Origin of the sequence: Plantactinospora sp. BB1, assembly GCF_003030385.1 — a bacterium.
In the GTDB taxonomy this organism is placed as follows: Bacteria; Actinomycetota; Actinomycetes; order Mycobacteriales; family Micromonosporaceae; genus Plantactinospora.
Genome location: NZ_CP028159.1, coordinates 5,711,612 through 5,728,337, shown reverse-complemented (window position 1 = coordinate 5,728,337; position 16,726 = coordinate 5,711,612). Strand labels below are relative to the sequence as shown.

Genomic DNA, 16,726 nt, shown 5'->3' with positions numbered 1-16,726 from the left:
GTCAGTCGTGATATGACGGTTACTCTGCCGGCTCATGAGATTGCCTTGGGTGACCGGCGTCGCCGGAATGCTGGTAGTGCTCCTGGCCGCGCCGGGAGCGGCCGCGTCGTCCCCGACTCCGGCGGCGGAAGCCGTCGGCCTCGGCGCCGGCACCATCCGGGGACGGGTGGTGGACGGCTCCGGCGCCCCGGCCGACGCCACGGTCGGGATCTGGGCCGCCGACCGGGACTGGCACGCGCTGGCGTACGTCACGCCGGCCGGTGACGGGCGGTACGAGGTCCGCGACCTGGCGCCCGGCCGCTACCAGGTCTCCGTCTTCGACGACGTGCGCGGCACGCAGTGGCTGCCCGGCCGGGAGAGCCGGGCCGAGGCCGGGATCTATCCGCTGGCCGACTCCCAGGTGCTGACCCTGGACGAGGAGTGGCTGCCGCTCGGCACCGTCGAGGTGAGCGTCACCGACGCGGTGACCGGGGCACCCGTACCCCGGCCCTGCGCCCGGATCGACACCACCACCCGGACGCTGGAAGGCTGCGGCGCCGCCGGGCTGGTCCGGCTCGGGCAGGTCCCGCCCGGACGATGGACGGTGGCCGTCACCGCCGCACCCTCGCACTTCCCGCCCGCCCGGCCGGTGACCGTCGACGCGGTCCGGGGCGGCGTCGCCCGGCTGGCGGTGGCACTGACCCCGGGTGCCGGACTCACCACCACGGTCCGGGACGCGGTCACCGGCGGACCGGTGGACCGGGTCTGCGTGCGGCTGGTCCTGCCCGGCTCCGGCGGCCAGTCCGCCGGCCAGGACGGCTACTGCTCCGACGCGTCGGGCCGGCTCGCGATCGGGCCACTGGCCGAGTCGGCCACGGTGCAGCTCTACGCCCACCGGGTGGACGACCCGTACGACCGGACCGACCGGCGGTACGGCGCGCAGTGGGTCACCCCGACCGGCGGTACCGGTGACCAGCGCCTCGCCTCCCGGCTGCTGCTCCGGGCCGGGCGGACCGTCGCCATCCCGCCGATCCTGCTGGACCCGCCCGGCGCGATCAGCGGTACCGTCACCGACGCCCGCACCGGCGCCGCCCTGCCCGGCGTCTGCGCCTTCCCGTACGCCTTCCGACCCGACCGGGGCACCGGGTACGGCCGGCACTGTTCGGGGCCGGACGGCCGCTACACCATCGACGACCTCGGCCCGTACGCCTGGCCGGTGCAGTTCGTCCCGCCGCCGGGCAGCGGATGGGCCTGGCAGTGGTCCGGGGAGGTGGCCGACCGGTTCAGCGCCCGGCTGACCCCGGTCACCTCGGGCGGCACCGCCGCGCTCTCGACCCGACTCGTCGACGGGGGCACCCTGACCGGCACGGTCGGCCGCAACGGCGCGGCGGTCGGGGCCGGGCAGGTCTGGACGTACCACCAGCGGACCGGGGACGTCGCCGGGGCCGGGCCGGGCCACGTCGGCCCGGACGGCCGCTTCGTGCTGCCCGGCCATCGCGGCCAGCAGGTGCACGTCGAGTACGCCGACCCGACCACCACCTGCTGGTACGGCGCACCGACGGGTGGCGCCGGCCCGCCGACGGCGGCCACCCCGGTCGGGCTGACCGCCGGAGCCACCACGACGCTGGCCCTGGACCTGGTCCGCACCTGTGCGCCCCGGCCCGGAGGCTAGCCCGGGCGCGGGACGCGACGTCGCCACCGGCGGCGGGCGCGGCCGGTCAGGATCGACCCGCGCGGTGGACCGGTTCGCCGGACCACGGCCACCGGTGGCGGAGCCGGACTAGCCTGCGATCATGGCTACCACCCTCGGCCCGCGGGCAGCGTGGCTGGTCGACGTCCTGATCGCCGAGTTCGGCGAGTCGATGGCCGTCGACCCGGCCGCGTTCCGGCGCAAGTTCCGGAAGATGGCCGCCTCGCCGTTCGCGTTCTACCGGGGCAGCGCCTCGGTCTTCTACGCCGACCTCGTCGGGGACTTCTCCGACGAGCGGTTCCTCGACGCCCGGACCAGCCGGGTCTGGATCCACGGCGACCTGCACGCGGAGAACTTCGGCACCTACATGAACGGCTCCGGGCAGCTCGTCTTCAACGTCAACGACTTCGACGAGGCGTACGTCGGGCCGTTCTCCTGGGACCTGAAGCGCTTCGCGGCCAGCGTGGCGCTGCTCGGCTACGGCAAGGCACTCTCCGACTCGGCGATCGGCGGGCTGGTCACCCGGTTCGCCGCCGCCTACCTGACCGAGCTGCGGGCGATCGCCAGCGGCGGCGACGACGCGATCGGCTCGATCCGGCTGGACAACGCCGACGGGGTGCTCCGGCGGGTGCTCCAGCAGGCCCGGCTGCGTACCCGAGTCGACCTGCTGGCCCAGCAGACCACCGTCGACCAGTACGAGCGGCGCTTCTCGCTCGGCGAGGGCGTCTACGAGGTCGACCGGGAGATCCGGACCGCCGTCGTGGCGGCGTTCGAGCACTACCTGGGTACGCTGCCGCCGGCCAGCGCCGAGCGCCGCCCGGTGGCCGCGCAGATCAAGGACGTGGTGCTGCGCAAGGGTGTCGGGATCGGGTCGGCCGGGCTGCCCTCCTACAACCTGCTGCTGGAGGGGCACACCCAGGCGCTGGAGAACGACGTCGTGATCTACATGAAGCGGGCCCAGGTGCCGGCGGTGGCCCGGTACGTCACCGACGACGGGGTCCGCGACTATTTCCGGCACCAGGGACACCGGACGGCCGAGTCGCAGCGGGCGTTGCAGGCGCACGCCGATCCGTGGCTGGGCTTCACCGAGCTGGACGGGCACGGCCAGCTCGTCGCCGAGGTCTCCCCGTACGCCGCCGACCTGGACTGGTCGGACGTCAACGAGCCGGAGGAGCTGGCCGGGGTCCTCGGCGACCTGGGCCGGGCGGTGGCCCGGATGCACTCGGTCGCCGACGACGAGTCCAGCCACGACCTGGTCGACTTCTCCACCGAGGAGGCGATCGTGGCCGCGGTCGCCGCCGACGAGGCCGGCTTCGTCGCGCACCTGGTCGACTTCGCCCACGCGTACGGGGCCCGGGCCCGGCAGGACCACCAGATCTTCGTTGACCTGTTCCGCAACGGCGAACTGCCGGGGCTGTAGCCGCGCCGGGGCTGTAGCCGCCGGGCCGACCAACGGGGTCGACGGGTCGACGGGTCTACGGGTCTACGGGGTCGACGGGTCGACGGCCGGCAGGGTCAGTGCGGGAACTCCAGGACCACCTTGATGTCGTCGGGCTGCGTCTCGTACGCCTCGGCGTACCGGTCGACCGGCACCCGTCGAGTGATCATCCGGGCCAGCCAGTCCCGGTCGGCGGCGGCGAGCGCCTCGGCGCCGAGTTCCCAGTGCCGCCGGTTCGCGTTGACCGTGCCGAAGACCACGTTGTTCTCCAGCACCAGCTCCCGGTTCAGCGCGCCCGCGTCGAAGTCGATGGTGCGGCCGCCGGAGGAGACGCCGGTCAGGCAGACGATGCCGTTCGGCGCCGCCTGGCACATCGAGTCCAGCACCACCGTCGGGGCGCCGGTGCACTCCAGCACGATGTCGAACTCGATGCCCAGCTCCGGGATGGTGCCGGTGTGGAACTCCCCGCCGAGCGCCTCCACCAGTGCCGGCTTGTCGCCGTTCGCGGAGCGGTTCAACACGTGCAGCTCGTAGCCGCGTTGCGCGGCGAGCAGGGCGGCCAGCAGGCCGATCGACCCCGCCCCGGCGACCAGTACCCGCTTCGGCTCCCAGGCGGCCCGGGCGCCGATCCGCTCGATGTGCTCCCACGCCTTCGCCACCACACTCGTCGGTTCGAGCAGCATGCCCAGCTCGGCCAGCTCCGGATCGAGCCGTACGGCGAAGTTCGGCGAGATCCGCCAGCGGTCCCGGGCGAAGCCCTGTAGGCACTTGATGCCGTGCTCGGTGTAGAGACCGTTGCGGCACATGTCCCACTCGCCGACGGCACAGTTGGTGCACGGCACCGGGTCGGGGTGCCGGACGATCCCGGCGACCAGGTCACCCGGGGCGAACGAGCCGCTCGGGTCCTCCAGCACCCGACCCAGCGACTCGTGGCCCAGCACCAGCTCGGTCGTGCCGGGCGGCGGCTCACCGTACTCGCCGTCGATGATCTCGCGGTCGGTGCCGCAGACGCCGACCGCGACCGACTCCACCAGTACCGCACCCTCGTCGGGGCTCGGTTCCGGGAAGTCCTCGGCCAGCCGCAGCGAGTTGGCCCGACCCGGGGTCACGGTAATCGCACGCACCTGGTCATTCTTCCCCGCCGGCCGGTCCGGTACCCCCGGAGTCGTCGAATAACCGGTGCGCGACCCGACGGAGCGGCCGGGGATGGCCCTAGGATCGCGGACATGACCCCGGAACAGGTCGGTGACCGGTTGGGCACGCTGCTCGCGGACCCGGAGGTGACCGTCGGGCAGTCCGGCGGCCAGGCGTACGCGCGGGCGACCGTGGACGTGCCGGCCGGCCGTTGGCGGGACGCCGTCCGGACGGCCCGGGACGACACCGAGCTGGCCTGCGACTTCTTCGACTGGCTCTCCGCCGTCGACGAGCTGGCCGAGGGGTTCGACGTGGTGGCGCACCTCTGGTCGACCCGGCACCGGCACGGGGTACTGCTCCGGACCCGGGTGCCTCGGGACGCCCCGACCGTCGGTTCGGTGGTCGAACTCTTCCCCGGGGCGGCCTGGCACGAGCGGGAGACGCACGAGATGTTCGGCATCGACTTCGCCGGCCATCCCGACCTGGCGCCGCTGCTGCTGCCGCCGGAGTTCGAGGGGCATCCGCTGCGCAAGGAGTTCGTGCTCGCCTCCCGGGTGGCCAAGGCGTGGCCGGGGGCGAAGGAGCCGGGCGAGTCCGAGGCCGGTACCGGCCGTCGACAGGCGATGCGTCCACCGGGCGTACCGGCACCTGGCGAGTGGGGCCTCTCCGCCGCCGTACCCGTCTCCGCCGCCCCCGCCAGCGGCACTCCGGGCCGCGCCCGACCCACCTCGGGTCCACCGGCCGCGCCCGCTTCCAGCCCACCGGCCGCGCCCACTTCCAGTCCACCGGCCGCGCCCGCTTCCGGTCCGCCGGCTGACGGGTCCGGGGCGGCCGAGGACAGCGGGGGAGGTGCCTGATGCCGCTCTGGCTGGAACTGCTGGTCCGGGTCGTCGGGGTGGTCGCGGCGTTCCTGATCCTGCCGCTGGTCGTCGGGCAGGCCGAGCACAAGGTGATGGCGCACATGCAGGGCCGGCTCGGCCCGATGTACGCGGGCGGCTTCCACGGCTGGGCACAACTGATCGCCGACGGCGTCAAGTTCGTGCAGAAGGAGGACGTCACCCCGCGCGAGGCGGACCGGGCGGTCTTCCGGCTCGCCCCGGTGGTGGCGCTGGTGCCGTACCTGCTGGCCCTGCTGGTCATCCCGCTCGGCCCGAACGACCTGGTCGGGCAGCCGCTGGACATCGGGCTCTTCTTCGTACTCGCGGTCGTCGGCGTCGGTGTGGTCGCGGTACTCATGTCGGCGTGGGCGTCGGCCAACAAGTACAGCCTGCTCGGCGGGATCCGGGGCGCCGCCCAGTTGCTCGGCTACGAGCTGCCGTTGGTGCTCGCGGCGGCGAGCGTGGCGATGGCGGCCGGCACGCTGAGCCTGCCCGGCATCGTCGAGGCGTGGCAGCCGTGGTGGCTGCTCTGGCAGGCACCGGCGATGGTGGTCTTCTTCGTCGCCGGGCTCGCCGAGATCCGCCGCCCGCCGTTCGACATGCCGATCGCCGACTCGGAGCTGGTCTTCGGGTACATGACCGAGTACACCGGCCTGCGGTTCGCCTTCTTCCTGCTCGCCGAGTACGTCGGGATCGTGGTGATCGCCGCGCTGACCACGGTGCTCTTCCTCGGCGGCTGGCAGGGGCCGTTCGGCGACGACTACCTCGGCTGGCTCTGGACCCTGATCAAGGTCTTCGCCGCCTCGTTCGTGATCATCTGGTTCCGGGTGACGTACCCGAGGCTGCGCGAGGACCAGTTGCAGCGGCTCTGCTGGCTGGTGCTGGTCCCGGTGGCGCTCGGCCAGCTCGTGCTGACCGCCGGGGTGAAGCTGGCGATCGCCTGACGCCCGGCCCGGGGCCGTGGAGTCGGGCCGTCGTTGCCGCGACGGTCCGACTCCACGACCCCGGGGACCGACCACCCGTCACGCGGATCAGGGACGCCCGGGAGCGGACTGATCGAGAAGCGTCATCGGGTTTTGCCGGCACCATTCCACCGCTATCGCGGCTTTGAAGCACCGGCCCTCCGGACCGGCCCGCTCGCCACACGCCTGACACAATCCGCCGATCATCCGATGCAGCCGGATCGTCTCGACCAGGCGTGTCCAGACGACTTCGTGGGGTAGCGGCGGGCCGCTCGCCGCGACGTCCAGGTGGCCGCTGAGGATCAGTGCCTCTCGCGCGTCGAGTTCCACCGCCATCCCCTCATCTGCTCGTCGCGGTGCGACCCCGAGGTGACCGGGCGGGAGCAGGCAGCTCCGCCCGTTCGCCGGGTCGACCGCGCCGCACCGGCGGATCGGGGTACCGGCGCCCGGCGACCACGTCGCCGGGCGTCAGCGGGATCCGTTCCGCAGCGCTCTTCCGAGCAGTGTGTGGCCGCGCGCGACGCCCATCCCACCCTCGATGTCCGTCGTCGGCGGGCGGGACTTCGGGGCGGCTAGAGGTGGCGGGGGGTCAGCCGGCTGATCGGCAGGTTGACCGGCCAGGGCTCGCCGGTGTCGACGGACTGCGTCCACCGGCCCGTCTCGACGTAGATCTCCTCGACCGGGTCCAGCCGGTTGGTGTGTACGACCAGGCCGCCGTCGGTCTCGATGCGCCAGTAGTAGGGGATTCCGGCCTTGGCGTAGAGGGCCGGCTTGAGGATCCGGTCCATCGACTGCGAACCCTCGGAGACGATCTCGACGGCGAGTACCACCTCGTGTGGCTCGTACCTCGCGGTCCGGCGGGCCGCCGCGGCTGCGGTGGTGACCAGCACGTCGGGGATGAAGGAGCGCCGCTGGCTGATCCGCACCTCGACGGCCTGGGTGACGTCGTACCCGTCCGGGCAGTCCTCGTCCAGCGCGGCGGCGAGCCGCCAAGCGATGGTCTGGTGTGCCGCGGTGGGGGAGGGCGACATGATCAGAACTCCGTCGAGAAGCTCGCGGCGGTGGCCGTCGTCGGGCATGGCGTCGAGATCGTCAGTGGTCCACCCGCCGGTCGGCGGGTACGGATCGTTCAGGGCCGCGGTCATGACTTCCCTCTCGCGGATGGCGGACTTACGTCACCCGATGCCACCGTACCGCTTCAACTGGCCGGGGGTGGTCGCGCCGGAACCGCCGACACGGCAGGATAAGGCCCATGAGCGAGCGCGGCGGAGTGCTGGCATGAGCGTCCCGGGCGAGGGGTTGGCGAAGGGGCTGGCCGTCACCCTCAAGACGATGACCCGGCGCTCGCACACCCAGCAGTACCCGGATGTCGCCCCCGAGCTGCCGCCACGCTCCCGGGGCGTGATCGCGCTGCTGGAGGAGAACTGCACGGTCTGCATGCTCTGCGCCCGGGAGTGCCCGGACTGGTGCATCTACATCGACTCGCACAAGGAGGAGGTGGCGGTCCCCGGTGCGGCCCGGCCGCGCCAGCGCAACGTACTGGACCGGTTCGACATCGACTTCTCGCTCTGCATGTACTGCGGCATCTGCATCGAGGTCTGCCCCTTCGACGCGCTCTACTGGTCGCCGGAGTTCGAGTACGCCGAGTACGACATCCGGGACCTGCTGCACGACAAGGAGCACCTCGGGGAGTGGATGGCGACCGTGCCACCGCCGCCCGCGCACGACCAGAACGGCGAACCGGCCAAGGAGGAGGCCGCCGCGCGCAAGGCCGGCACCCCCGGTGCGGCCGGGGACCGTCCGGCCGGTCCGGCGGCACGCACCGGCCGCCCGGCCCGCCCCACGCCGGCCCGTCCGACCTCCGCCCCGCCGGTCACCACCGAGCGCCCCGGCTCCGCCCCGCCGGCCGTCGACCCGCCGGCCACCGGCTCCCCGGCCGACGAGGAGCCGCCGTGACCGCCGCCGACGTGCTGATGCTGGCCCTCGGGGCGGTGGCGGTCGGATCCGGGGTACTCGTGGTCTCCACCCGGCACCTGGTCCGGGCCGGGCTCTATCTGGTGGCCTGCCTCGGCGCGGTCGCCGGGCTCTATCTGGTGCTCACCGCCGAGCTGGTGGCCTGGGTGCAGTTGCTCATCTACGTCGGCGCGGTGGTGGTGCTGCTGCTCTTCGCGGTGATGCTGACCCGGGCGCCGATCGGTGCCGCCGACGACCTGGACCGGCCCGGCTGGCCGGCCGCGCTGATCGGCGGCGGGACCGGGCTGGGCCTGGCCGCGCTGCTGGTCGACGCATACCGGTGGTCCACCGTGGAGCTGCCGGAGGCCGGGACGGCGGAGCGGATCGGCACCGAGATCTTCCGCTCCTGGGTGCTCCCGTTCGAGGTGCTCTCGGTGCTGCTCCTCTCCGCCCTGGTCGGAGCGATCGCGATCAGCGTACGGATTCCGGGGCGGCGCCAGTGAGGCCCGCCATCCCGTACGTCGTCGCCGCCCTCCTCTTCGGCCTGGGCGTCTACGGCGTGCTCCACCGCCGCAACGCCGTACTGGTGCTGATGGCCGTCGAGCTGATGCTCAACGCCGTCAACCTGCTGCTGGTCACCGCCGACGCCGCCCCGCTGCACGCGGCGCTGGGTCATCCGCCCCCGGGCGTCGAGGGTGCCGCGCCGCTGCCGCTGACCGGGCAGGCGTTCACGCTCTTCGTCATCGTGATCGCCGCCGCCGAGGTGGGGGTGGGGCTGGCGATCGTGCTCCAGCTCTACCGGCTGCGCGGCACGGTCGCCATCGACGACGTACGCCTCGACGCGCACACTCCGGACGCCGGGCCGCAGGCGATCGTGGCGGCTCCGGCGCTGACCGGCTCGGCGGCGACCACACCGTCGACAGGACCGGCACCGGGAGCGGATCGATGACCGGGGCGACGGTGCTCGCCGCGCTGCTGCCGGCCGTACCCTTCGGACTGGCCCTGGTCGGGCTGCTGCTGCCGCAGCGGTCCCGGGCCGGCGCGGCGGCGCTCGGCATCGGCGGCGCGGCGGTGGCGCTGGCGGCGGCGATCGGGCTGGTCTTCGCGCTCGACGGCCGGGGCACCGAGGCGAGCGCCGAGTGGATCGACTTCGGCGGGCTGCCGGTCACCCTCACCCTCCGGCTGGACCCGGCCGCCGCCCTGGTCGCGATCGCCGTCGCGGCGGTGGCGCTGGCGGTGCAGGTCTACTCGGTCGGCTACCTGCACGACGACGACCGGTACGCCCCCTACGCCGCCCAGGTCGGCCTCTTCACCGCCGCGATGCTGCTGGTGGTGGTGGCCGGCGACCTGATCATGCTGCTGGTCGGCTGGGAGGTGATGGGCATCTGCTCCTATCTGCTCATCGCCCACGACCGGCGGCTGCCGGAGGCGCCCGCCGCCGCCGTGAAGGCGTTCCTGGTCACCCGGGTCGGCGACGTCGGCTTCCTGCTCGGCATCGTGCTCCTCGGCGTGGCGGCCGGCAGTTTCCGGATCACCGACGTACTGGCCCACGACTTCGATTCCGGCACGCTGACCGCCGCCTGCCTGCTGCTGCTCGCCGGGGTGGCCGGGAAGAGCGCCCAGTTCCCGCTGCACACCTGGCTGCCGGACGCGATGGCCGGCCCGACCCCGATCTCGGCGCTGATCCACGCGGCGACGATGGTGGCGGCCGGGATCTACGCGGTGACCCGGCTCTTCCCGCTCTTCGAGCAGGCCCCGGCCGCGCTCGCCGTACTCGGGGTGATGGCCGCGGTCACCCTGCTGCTCGGCGCGCTCGCCGCCACCGCCCAGGACGACATCAAGCGGGTACTCGCCTGGTCAACGGTGTCGCAGCTCGGCTACATGGCCGGGGCGCTGGCGGTCGGCTCGCCACCGGCCGCGCTCTTCCACCTGCTCAGTCACGCCGCCTTCAAGGCGCTGCTCTTCCTGGCCGCCGGTGCGGTGATCCACGCCGTCGGCAGCAACCTGATGTCGGCGATGGGCGGGCTGCGCCGGCCGATGCCGGTGACCTTCTGGTGCACGGTGATCGGGCTCGCCGCGCTGGCCGGGGTGCCGCCGCTGGCCGGCTTCTGGAGCAAGGACGGCATCCTGGTCGTCGCCGAGCGGGCCGCCCTGCACCACACCGGCCCGACCGCCGCCTGGGTGGGCTGGCTGGTCTGGCTCGCCGGGCTGCTCGGGGTCGGGCTGACCGCCTGGTACGCCACCCGGCTGCTGCTGCGTACCTTCCTCGGCACCTCCCGGGCGCAGACCCATCCGGTCGACACCCCGGCCGCGCACGCCAGTCCGGCGTCGGCGATCGACGCACCGGCCGGGTCGCCCGCGCACACCCCGGCCGGCCCGCCGCACGACCCGCCCGGGTTGCTGCGCTGGCCGGTGATCCTGCTCGCGGTGCCGAGCGCCGCGCTCGGGCTGGCGCTCCTCGTGACCCCGTTCCGGGACGCGCTGGCGCTGGACGAGACGCACCTGGACAGCTTCGTGATCATTCCGGTGGCGCTGCTGCTGGCCGGCGCCGGGCTCGCCTGGTGGCGCTGGCGGGCCGATCCGGCCGCCGACCCGGCGACCGGACTGGGTCCGCTGCGCCCGGCCTTCGCCCGGGCCTTCTGGCTCGACGAGGTCCAGCACGCTCTCGTCGTACGCCCGGTGCGGGCGCTCGGCCGGCTGGCCCGGCGCGGCGACGAGGGGCTGGTGGACGGGGCGGTCGAGGGGACAGGCCGGGGGACCAGCGGACTCGGCGGCGGGATGGAGCTGCTGCACCGGGCCGGGATGCCCCGGGCGGTGGTGGCGGTGCTCGGCGGTGCCCTGCTGCTCGGCCTCGCCGCCGTACTGGCCCTCGGGGGGACGACATGACCCTCGGCGGGATCGGCCTGGTCGCCACGCTGGCGGTGCCGGCGCTCGGCGCGGCGCTGCTCGCCGTACTGCCGGGCCGGTTCGACCGGGCCGCCCGGATCACCGGTACGGCCTTCGCGGCGGTGACCCTGGTGCTCGCCGCGCTGCTGGCGGTCGGCGCCACCGACACCTGGACGGCGTACCGGCCGGAGAGCGCCGCAGCACCCGGGATCCGACCGTGGCACGAGCTGGACCTGAGCTGGGTGCCCGGCCTCGACCTGCGGTTCCAGCTCGGCGTCGACGGGGTCTCCTACCCGCTGGTGGTGCTGACCGCGCTGCTGACGCTGCTCTGCTGCGCGTACACCTGGTGGCGGGTGCCGGCGCCGGGGCGGGGCCGCAGCCTCGTCGCGCTGCTGCTGGTGGTCGAGGTCGGCATCCTCGGTACCTTCCTCGCCCTCGACCTGGTGCTCTTCTTCCTCTTCTTCGAGGTCGTCCTCCTCCCGATGTACGCGATCATCGCGGTCTGGGGCGGCGAGGACCGGCGGCACGCGGCCCGGAAGTTCGCCCTCTACACCCTCTTCGGCTCGGTGTTGCTGCTGGTCGGCGTCTTCACCGTGGTCACCGCCGCCGGCACCGCCGACCTGATCGAGCTGACCGGTGGCGCCGGACTGTCCCGGGGCACCCAGTTGGCCGCGTTCATCCTGCTGGCGATCGCGTTCGCGGTGAAGAGCCCGCTCTGGCCGCTGCACTCCTGGCTGCCGGACGCGCACACCGCCGCGCCGACGGTCGGCAGCGTGATCCTGGCCGGCGTACTGCTGAAGATGGGCACGTACGGGCTGATCCGGGTGGCGGTCGGAGTGGCGCCGGAGGGGGCGCGGCAGGCCGCCGGGGTGCTCGGGGTGCTGGCGGTGGCGGCGATCATCGTCGGCTCGCTGGTCTGCCTGGCGCAGAGCGAGCTGAAGCGGCTGATCGCCTATTCGAGCGTCGGGCACATGGGGTTCGTGCTGCTCGGCATCGCCACGCTGACCGCCACCGGCATCCAGGCGGCGCTGATCGGCAACATCGCGCACGGCGTCATCACCGGCCTGCTCTTCTTCCTCGCCGGGGCGATCAAGGACCGGGCGCACACCGGTGCGCTGACCGAGCTGGGCGGACTGCGCGAGAGTACGCCCCGACTCGCCGGGCTGCTCGGCTTCGCCGCCATCGCCTCGCTCGGGCTGCCCGGCCTGGCCGGCTTCTGGGGCGAGGCCTTCGCGGTGGTGGCCGCCTGGCGGGTGGGTGGTCCACTCTGGACCACGCTGGCCGTGCTGGCCGCGCTCGGCGGCGCGCTGACGGCGGCGTACCTGCTGCGGCTGCTGCGCCGGGTCACGCACGGGCCGGCCAGCCCCAACGTGCTGACCCTGACGCCGGGACTGCACGGTGCCGAGCTGCTCGCCTGGGGGCCGCTGGTGCTGCTCGCCCTCGCCATCGGGCTCGCCCCGACCCTGGTGCTCGGCTATGCCGAGGTGCCGGTCGGGGCGCTGCTGGAGGCGATCCGATGATCGGCTCGGTCGACGGGTGGGTGCCGTGATCCAGAGCGTGGACAACGTGGCGCTGCTGCCGGCGTACCTGGCGGCCGGCACCGCCGTACTCGTGCTCCTGGCCGACCTGCTGATCGGCCGGCGCGGCGCGACGGTGGCCGTCTTCGCGGCCGGGGCCGCCGCCACCGCGCTCGGCGCGGTGCTGGTCGGTGCCGCCGGATCGCGGCGCACGTTCTGCGCCGGAGACGACTGCTCCTATCTGGCGAACGGCCGGGCGGCGCTGGTCGGCTGCCTCTTCGCGCTGCTCACCCTCGGGGTGCTGGCGCTCTCCGTCCCGCTGCTCCGCTCCGGCCAGGTGCCGCCGGGGGAGTACTGCTTCCTGCTCGCCTGCTCGATGACCGGCGGCGTGGTACTCGGCGCGGCCGGCGACCTGATCACCCTGGTCGTCGCCCTGGAGACGCTGACCCTGCCGCTCTACGTGCTGGTCGGGCTCCGGCACCGCAGCGTCGCCGGTGCCGAGGCGGCGCTGACCTTCTTCGTCGTCAGCGTGGTGGCCACCGCGATCACCCTGCTCGGCGCCGCGCTGCTCTACGCGGTCACCGGGGCGGTGCACCTGAGCCGGCTCGACGCGGTCTTCACGGCGGAGGCGAACCGGCCGGTGGCGCTCGACGGCGGCTTCCCGGCCGGGCCGGCGCTGCTGGAGCTGCCGCTGACCGTGGTCGCGGTGGCGCTGATCGTGCTCGGGCTCGCCTTCAAGGTGGCGGCGGTGCCGTTCCACGCCTGGGCGCCGGCCACCTACGACGGTGCCCCGGTGCCGGTCGCGGCGTACCTCTCGACCGCCTCCAAGCTCGGCGGGGTGGTCGCGCTGCTCGCGGTCACCGCCGCCGCGCTGCCGGCCCGGGTGACCGGTCCGCTGCTGGCGGCGGTGGCGGTGCTGACGATGACGGTCGGCAACCTGGTGGCGCTCCGGCAGCGCCGGATGGTCCGGCTGCTGGCCTGGTCGTCGGTGGCCCAGGCGGGTTACATCGTCGCCCCGCTCGGCGCGTTGGCGCTCTCGTCGGGGCGGGGCGCGGAGGCGATCGACACGGCGGTCGCCGCCGCGGTGGCGTACACCGTCTTCTTCGTGCTGCTGGAGCTGGCCGCGTTCGGGGCGGTGGTGGCGCTGCGGCCGGCGGTCGCCGACGGTGGCGAGATCGCGGACTACCGGGGCGCGGCCCGGCGCCGGCCGTGGGTCGGGGCGGCGTTCGTGCTGGCCCTGGTCGGGCTCGCCGGCCTGCCGCCCGGGCTGGCCGGACTCTTCGCCAAGGTCACCGTCGTACGCTCGCTGCTGGCCGGGGACGCCGGCTGGCTCGCCGTGGTGGTGGCGCTGAACGCCGTGGTCGGGCTCGCCTACTACGTACGGGTCGCCGCCACCCTCTACGCTCCGGAGCCGGCCGCCGAGCGGGCCGGTGACGCCGCCGCCGCGCCGGTGGTGCCCGCCGCCGATCCGGGTGCGCCCGCCGCGCCCGGCGACGGCAGCCCGGTGCCGGCCGCCGCGCCGGCCCGGCCGGCCTGGGCGGTTGTCGCCGCGCTGGCCCTGGCGACCCTGGTCGCGATCGTCGTCGGTTTCGCCCCGCAACTGATCCTGGACGTCGCCGCACTGTGAGATTCGCCGCCCCGGGCGGCTGTTGGGGCGCTTTCTCAGGTAACTCTCAGTCATATCCGGATTGTTGAGGGGGTATTCGGGTGTTGGACCGGTCAGCGGGTCCATCGGCCCGCGCACCGAAGGAGTTATCGTGCATAGCCATCACAACCGGCTCAAGACAGCCGCGCTTCTTGGCCTGCTCACCGCTCTCATCCTCGGCGTCGGTTACTGGTTCGGCGGCAGCGGCGGTCTGGTGATCGCCGTACTGGTCTCGCTGGGCATGAACGCCGCCAGCTACTTCTGGTCGGACAAGCTCGCGTTGCGTGCGATGCGGGCACAACCGGTCACCGAGGCCGAATTCCCGGCGCTCTACCAGATGGTCCGGGAGCTGGCGACCGAGGCGAAGCAGCCGATGCCCCGGTTGTACGTCAGCCCCACCATGCAGCCGAACGCGTTCGCGACGGGACGTAACCCGCAGAACGCGGCGGTCGCCGTGACCCAGGGCATCACGCAGATCCTGGACTACCGGGAGTTGCGGGGCGTCATCGGTCACGAGCTGTCCCACGTCTACAACCGGGACATCCTGATCTCCAGTGTGGCCGCCGGCCTGGCCGGCATCATCACCATGCTGGCCAACCTCGCCTGGTTCATCCCGCTGGGCGGCGGGGACGACGAGGACTCGCCGAACCCGGCCGTACTGCTGCTGACGCTGATCCTCGGCCCGATCGCGGCCACCCTGATCCAGCTCGCCATCAGCCGTAACCGGGAGTTCCAGGCGGACGCCTCGGGTGCCGCGCTGACCCGGGACCCGCTGGCGCTGGCCAGCGCGCTTCGCAAGATCCACGCTGGTACGAAGGCGCTGCCGCTGCCGGCCGACAACCGGCTGACCAGCACCGCCCACCTGATGATCGACAACCCGTTCCGGGGTGGTGGCGTGGCGAACCTCTTCTCCACCCACCCGAAGATGGAGGAGCGGGTACGCCGCCTGGAGCAGATGGCGCGCACCGACGTCGGCCCGGTCCAGTACCAGCGCTGACGTCCACGGCCCGCCAGGCCAGTGGTTGACGGCTCGTAGGCCAGTGATCGACCGGCCCCGGCTCCCCGCAAACGGGAGCCGGGGTCGGTTCGTCGTGCCTCGCCTCGGGTACGGATGTGGGCAAGATCGTGACTTCGCACTAATCGGGTTCATCGCGAGGGTCGGCCGCGTTAGTGTCGGAACGTCTTTCAGTCGTTACCTGCGACGACCGGTCGCTATCTGCGACGACCTACCTGTGACGACCCGAGGGGGTTCTGACCCGTGACCGCGCTGCGGCAGTACCTGGGAGTGTGGCGCATTCCCGGCGCGCCGATGCTGTTGATCGCCGGCATCGTCGGCCGGCTCGGCATCGGCATGACCCCGCTGGCGCTGCTGCTCGTCGTCGAGCAGGTCACCGACCGGTACTCGCTGGCCGCCATTGCCGGCGGGGTGTACGCGCTCGCCGGTGCCGCGGTCAGCCCGATCGCCGGCCGGATCGCCGACCGGGTCGGGCCGAGCCCCGTACTGCTGGTCACCGCCGTCGCCCACCCGGTGGCGCTGGTCGGGCTGCTGCTCGCCAGCCGCGCCGGCTCGGACGCCCTCGCAGTGATCTTCACCGCCTCGGCGGTGGCCGGCGCGACGTACCCGCCGTTGACCGCCGCGATCCGGGGCGCCTGGAACGACCTCACCGACCCCGCCTCCGGCCGGTACGCCCTGCGCAACACCGCGCTCGCCGCCGAGACCACCCTCTTCGAGGTGGTCTTCGTGGTCGGCCCGCTGCTGGTCGCCGCCTTCGTCCTGCTGGCCGACGCGGCGGCAGCGCTGCTCGGAGCCGCCGTGGTGACCCTGGTCGGCACGATGATCGTGGCGCTCGGCCGGGTGATGCGCGGCTGGCGGCCACACCCCCGGGACAGCCACGCCAAGGGACTCGGCCCGCTGCGGGTCGGCGGCTTCCCGGCGCTGCTCTTCTGCGTCGCCGGCCTCGGCATCGCGTTCGGCGCCGCCGGGGTGGCCGTGCCGGCGTACGCCTCCGCGCACGACCCGGCCAACGCGGAGAGCGTCGCCGGAGTGCTGCTGGCGATGTGGGGGACGGGCAGCGCGCTCGGCGGCCTCTGGTTCGGCACCCGCAAGCCGGCCCGGAACGCCGCCCGCCAGTTCGGGCAGCTCCTCGGCCTGCTCGCCGCCACCTTCGTGGTCTTCGCGGTGATGCCCAGCCCGATCGCGCTCGGCGTGGCACTGGTGTTCGGCGGGGCCACCATCGCTCCCGCGCTGACCGTGGAGAACACCATGGTCGGCCGGATCTCCCCGGTGAGCATGCTGAACGAGTCGTACACCTGGGTGGTCACCGTGGCGGTCGGGGCCAGCGCTGCCGGCGGCGCGGTGGCCGGGGTACTGGCCGACCAGGTCGGCGTACCGTGGGCCTTCATCTTCGCCGGGCTGGCGGTGGCGGCCGCCGCGGTGGTCGCGGCGCTACCCACCGGCTCGATCGCCCGCGCCGAGGCCCAAGCCGAGGTACGCCTGGAGCAGGCGCTCGCCACCGACCCCACGTAGCCGTGTGGGTCCAGCGGTAAGCACAGCCCGGGGTTTCGCGTGTACCGTCCGAAGTGGTGGCCTGCCGGAGCGATAGCGGCCGGTAGGGCGTAGTCCAGTCCACTACCGGGAGCACGC

15 protein-coding genes are annotated in these 16,726 nt (G+C 73.6%); 12 read left to right on the top strand and 3 right to left on the bottom strand.

What is annotated here, in order from left to right; genetic code table 11:
- Positions 1-34 precede the first annotated feature (34 nt).
- Both C6W10_RS25065 and C6W10_RS25060 read left to right on the top strand, forming a co-directional pair.
- Positions 35-1,651: a carboxypeptidase-like regulatory domain-containing protein gene (locus C6W10_RS25065; protein WP_107261021.1), complete on the top strand. Its 1,617-nt coding sequence runs from the start codon at positions 35-37 to the stop codon at positions 1,649-1,651.
- 121 nt (positions 1,652-1,772) lie between these two features.
- A complete protein-coding gene (locus tag C6W10_RS25060; protein ID WP_107261019.1) occupies positions 1,773-3,089 on the top strand; it encodes a DUF2252 domain-containing protein in 1,317 nt (438 codons plus the stop codon).
- 95 nt (positions 3,090-3,184) lie between these two features.
- Here the strand turns inward: C6W10_RS25060 and C6W10_RS25055 are convergent, their stop codons facing one another.
- A complete protein-coding gene (locus tag C6W10_RS25055; protein WP_107261017.1) occupies positions 3,185-4,231 on the bottom strand; it encodes a glucose 1-dehydrogenase in 1,047 nt (348 codons plus the stop codon).
- 102 nt (positions 4,232-4,333) lie between these two features.
- On the opposite strand from C6W10_RS25055, the gene C6W10_RS25050 reads away from it, so the two are divergent.
- Together C6W10_RS25050 and C6W10_RS25045 are read left to right on the top strand one after the other, a co-directional pair.
- Entirely contained in the window at positions 4,334-5,098 is a 765-nt protein-coding gene (locus tag C6W10_RS25050) for an NADH-quinone oxidoreductase subunit C (RefSeq protein WP_107261015.1), read from the top strand.
- Positions 5,098-6,063: a complex I subunit 1 family protein gene (locus C6W10_RS25045; protein WP_107261013.1), complete on the top strand. Its 966-nt coding sequence runs from the start codon at positions 5,098-5,100 to the stop codon at positions 6,061-6,063. The genes C6W10_RS25050 and C6W10_RS25045 overlap by 1 nt, the downstream gene beginning before the upstream one ends.
- An 87-nt stretch (positions 6,064-6,150) precedes the next feature.
- Here the strand turns inward: C6W10_RS25045 and C6W10_RS25040 are convergent, their stop codons facing one another.
- Complete coding sequence (locus tag C6W10_RS25040) at positions 6,151-6,417, bottom strand: hypothetical protein (RefSeq protein WP_107261011.1); 267 nt, start codon at positions 6,415-6,417, stop codon at positions 6,151-6,153.
- 236 nt (positions 6,418-6,653) lie between these two features.
- A complete protein-coding gene (locus tag C6W10_RS25035) occupies positions 6,654-7,226 on the bottom strand; it encodes a Uma2 family endonuclease (RefSeq protein ID WP_107261009.1) in 573 nt (190 codons plus the stop codon).
- Positions 7,227-7,359: 133 nt separating this feature from the next.
- Between C6W10_RS25035 and C6W10_RS25030 the strand changes: the two genes are divergently transcribed.
- The 8 genes from C6W10_RS25030 to C6W10_RS24995 all read left to right on the top strand — a co-directional run bounded on the left by C6W10_RS25030 (position 7,360) and on the right by C6W10_RS24995 (position 16,609).
- Positions 7,360-8,037, top strand: coding sequence for an NADH-quinone oxidoreductase subunit I (locus tag C6W10_RS25030; RefSeq protein ID WP_107261007.1), 678 nt, complete (start codon positions 7,360-7,362; stop codon positions 8,035-8,037).
- On the top strand, positions 8,034-8,537 hold the full coding sequence (locus C6W10_RS25025) for an NADH-quinone oxidoreductase subunit J (RefSeq protein ID WP_107261005.1): 504 nt from the start codon (positions 8,034-8,036) through the stop codon (positions 8,535-8,537). Before C6W10_RS25030 ends, C6W10_RS25025 begins: the two co-directional genes overlap by 4 nt.
- Positions 8,534-8,983 (top strand): NADH-quinone oxidoreductase subunit NuoK, encoded by a 450-nt coding sequence (nuoK, locus tag C6W10_RS25020; protein WP_107261003.1) that lies wholly within the window; start codon positions 8,534-8,536, stop codon positions 8,981-8,983. The genes C6W10_RS25025 and nuoK overlap by 4 nt, the downstream gene beginning before the upstream one ends.
- Positions 8,980-10,920, top strand: coding sequence for an NADH-quinone oxidoreductase subunit L (locus tag C6W10_RS25015; protein ID WP_107261001.1), 1,941 nt, complete (start codon positions 8,980-8,982; stop codon positions 10,918-10,920). The genes nuoK and C6W10_RS25015 overlap by 4 nt, the downstream gene beginning before the upstream one ends.
- Positions 10,917-12,440 (top strand): NuoM family protein, encoded by a 1,524-nt coding sequence (locus C6W10_RS25010; RefSeq protein WP_107260999.1) that lies wholly within the window; start codon positions 10,917-10,919, stop codon positions 12,438-12,440. Before C6W10_RS25015 ends, C6W10_RS25010 begins: the two co-directional genes overlap by 4 nt.
- Positions 12,441-12,456: 16 nt before the next feature.
- Complete coding sequence (locus tag C6W10_RS25005) at positions 12,457-14,064, top strand: NADH-quinone oxidoreductase subunit N (protein ID WP_234361410.1); 1,608 nt, start codon at positions 12,457-12,459, stop codon at positions 14,062-14,064.
- A 130-nt stretch (positions 14,065-14,194) separates the two neighbouring features.
- Positions 14,195-15,079, top strand: a complete 885-nt coding sequence (gene htpX, locus C6W10_RS25000) for a zinc metalloprotease HtpX (protein WP_107260995.1) — start codon at positions 14,195-14,197, stop codon at positions 15,077-15,079.
- Between the two features lie 261 nt (positions 15,080-15,340).
- The gene (locus C6W10_RS24995) at positions 15,341-16,609 is read left to right on the top strand and encodes an MFS transporter (protein ID WP_107260993.1); all 1,269 of its coding nucleotides are present in this window, start codon (positions 15,341-15,343) and stop codon (positions 16,607-16,609) included.
- Positions 16,610-16,726 lie beyond the last annotated feature (117 nt).

Excerpts from the sequence above, each read along its gene's own strand:
- C6W10_RS25065 (WP_107261021.1), top strand. The coding sequence starts at position 35 with ATGAGATTGCCTTGGGTGACCGGCGTCGCCGGAATGCTGGTAGTGCTC.
- C6W10_RS25060 (WP_107261019.1), top strand. The coding sequence starts at position 1,773 with ATGGCTACCACCCTCGGCCCGCGGGCAGCGTGGCTGGTCGACGTCCTG.
- C6W10_RS25050 (WP_107261015.1), top strand. The coding sequence starts at position 4,334 with ATGACCCCGGAACAGGTCGGTGACCGGTTGGGCACGCTGCTCGCGGAC.
- C6W10_RS25045 (WP_107261013.1), top strand. The coding sequence starts at position 5,098 with ATGCCGCTCTGGCTGGAACTGCTGGTCCGGGTCGTCGGGGTGGTCGCG.
- C6W10_RS25040 (WP_107261011.1), bottom strand. The coding sequence starts at position 6,417 with ATGGCGGTGGAACTCGACGCGCGAGAGGCACTGATCCTCAGCGGCCAC.
- C6W10_RS25035 (WP_107261009.1), bottom strand. The coding sequence starts at position 7,226 with ATGACCGCGGCCCTGAACGATCCGTACCCGCCGACCGGCGGGTGGACC.
- C6W10_RS25030 (WP_107261007.1), top strand. The coding sequence starts at position 7,360 with ATGAGCGTCCCGGGCGAGGGGTTGGCGAAGGGGCTGGCCGTCACCCTC.
- C6W10_RS25015 (WP_107261001.1), top strand. The coding sequence starts at position 8,980 with ATGACCGGGGCGACGGTGCTCGCCGCGCTGCTGCCGGCCGTACCCTTC.
- C6W10_RS25010 (WP_107260999.1), top strand. The coding sequence starts at position 10,917 with ATGACCCTCGGCGGGATCGGCCTGGTCGCCACGCTGGCGGTGCCGGCG.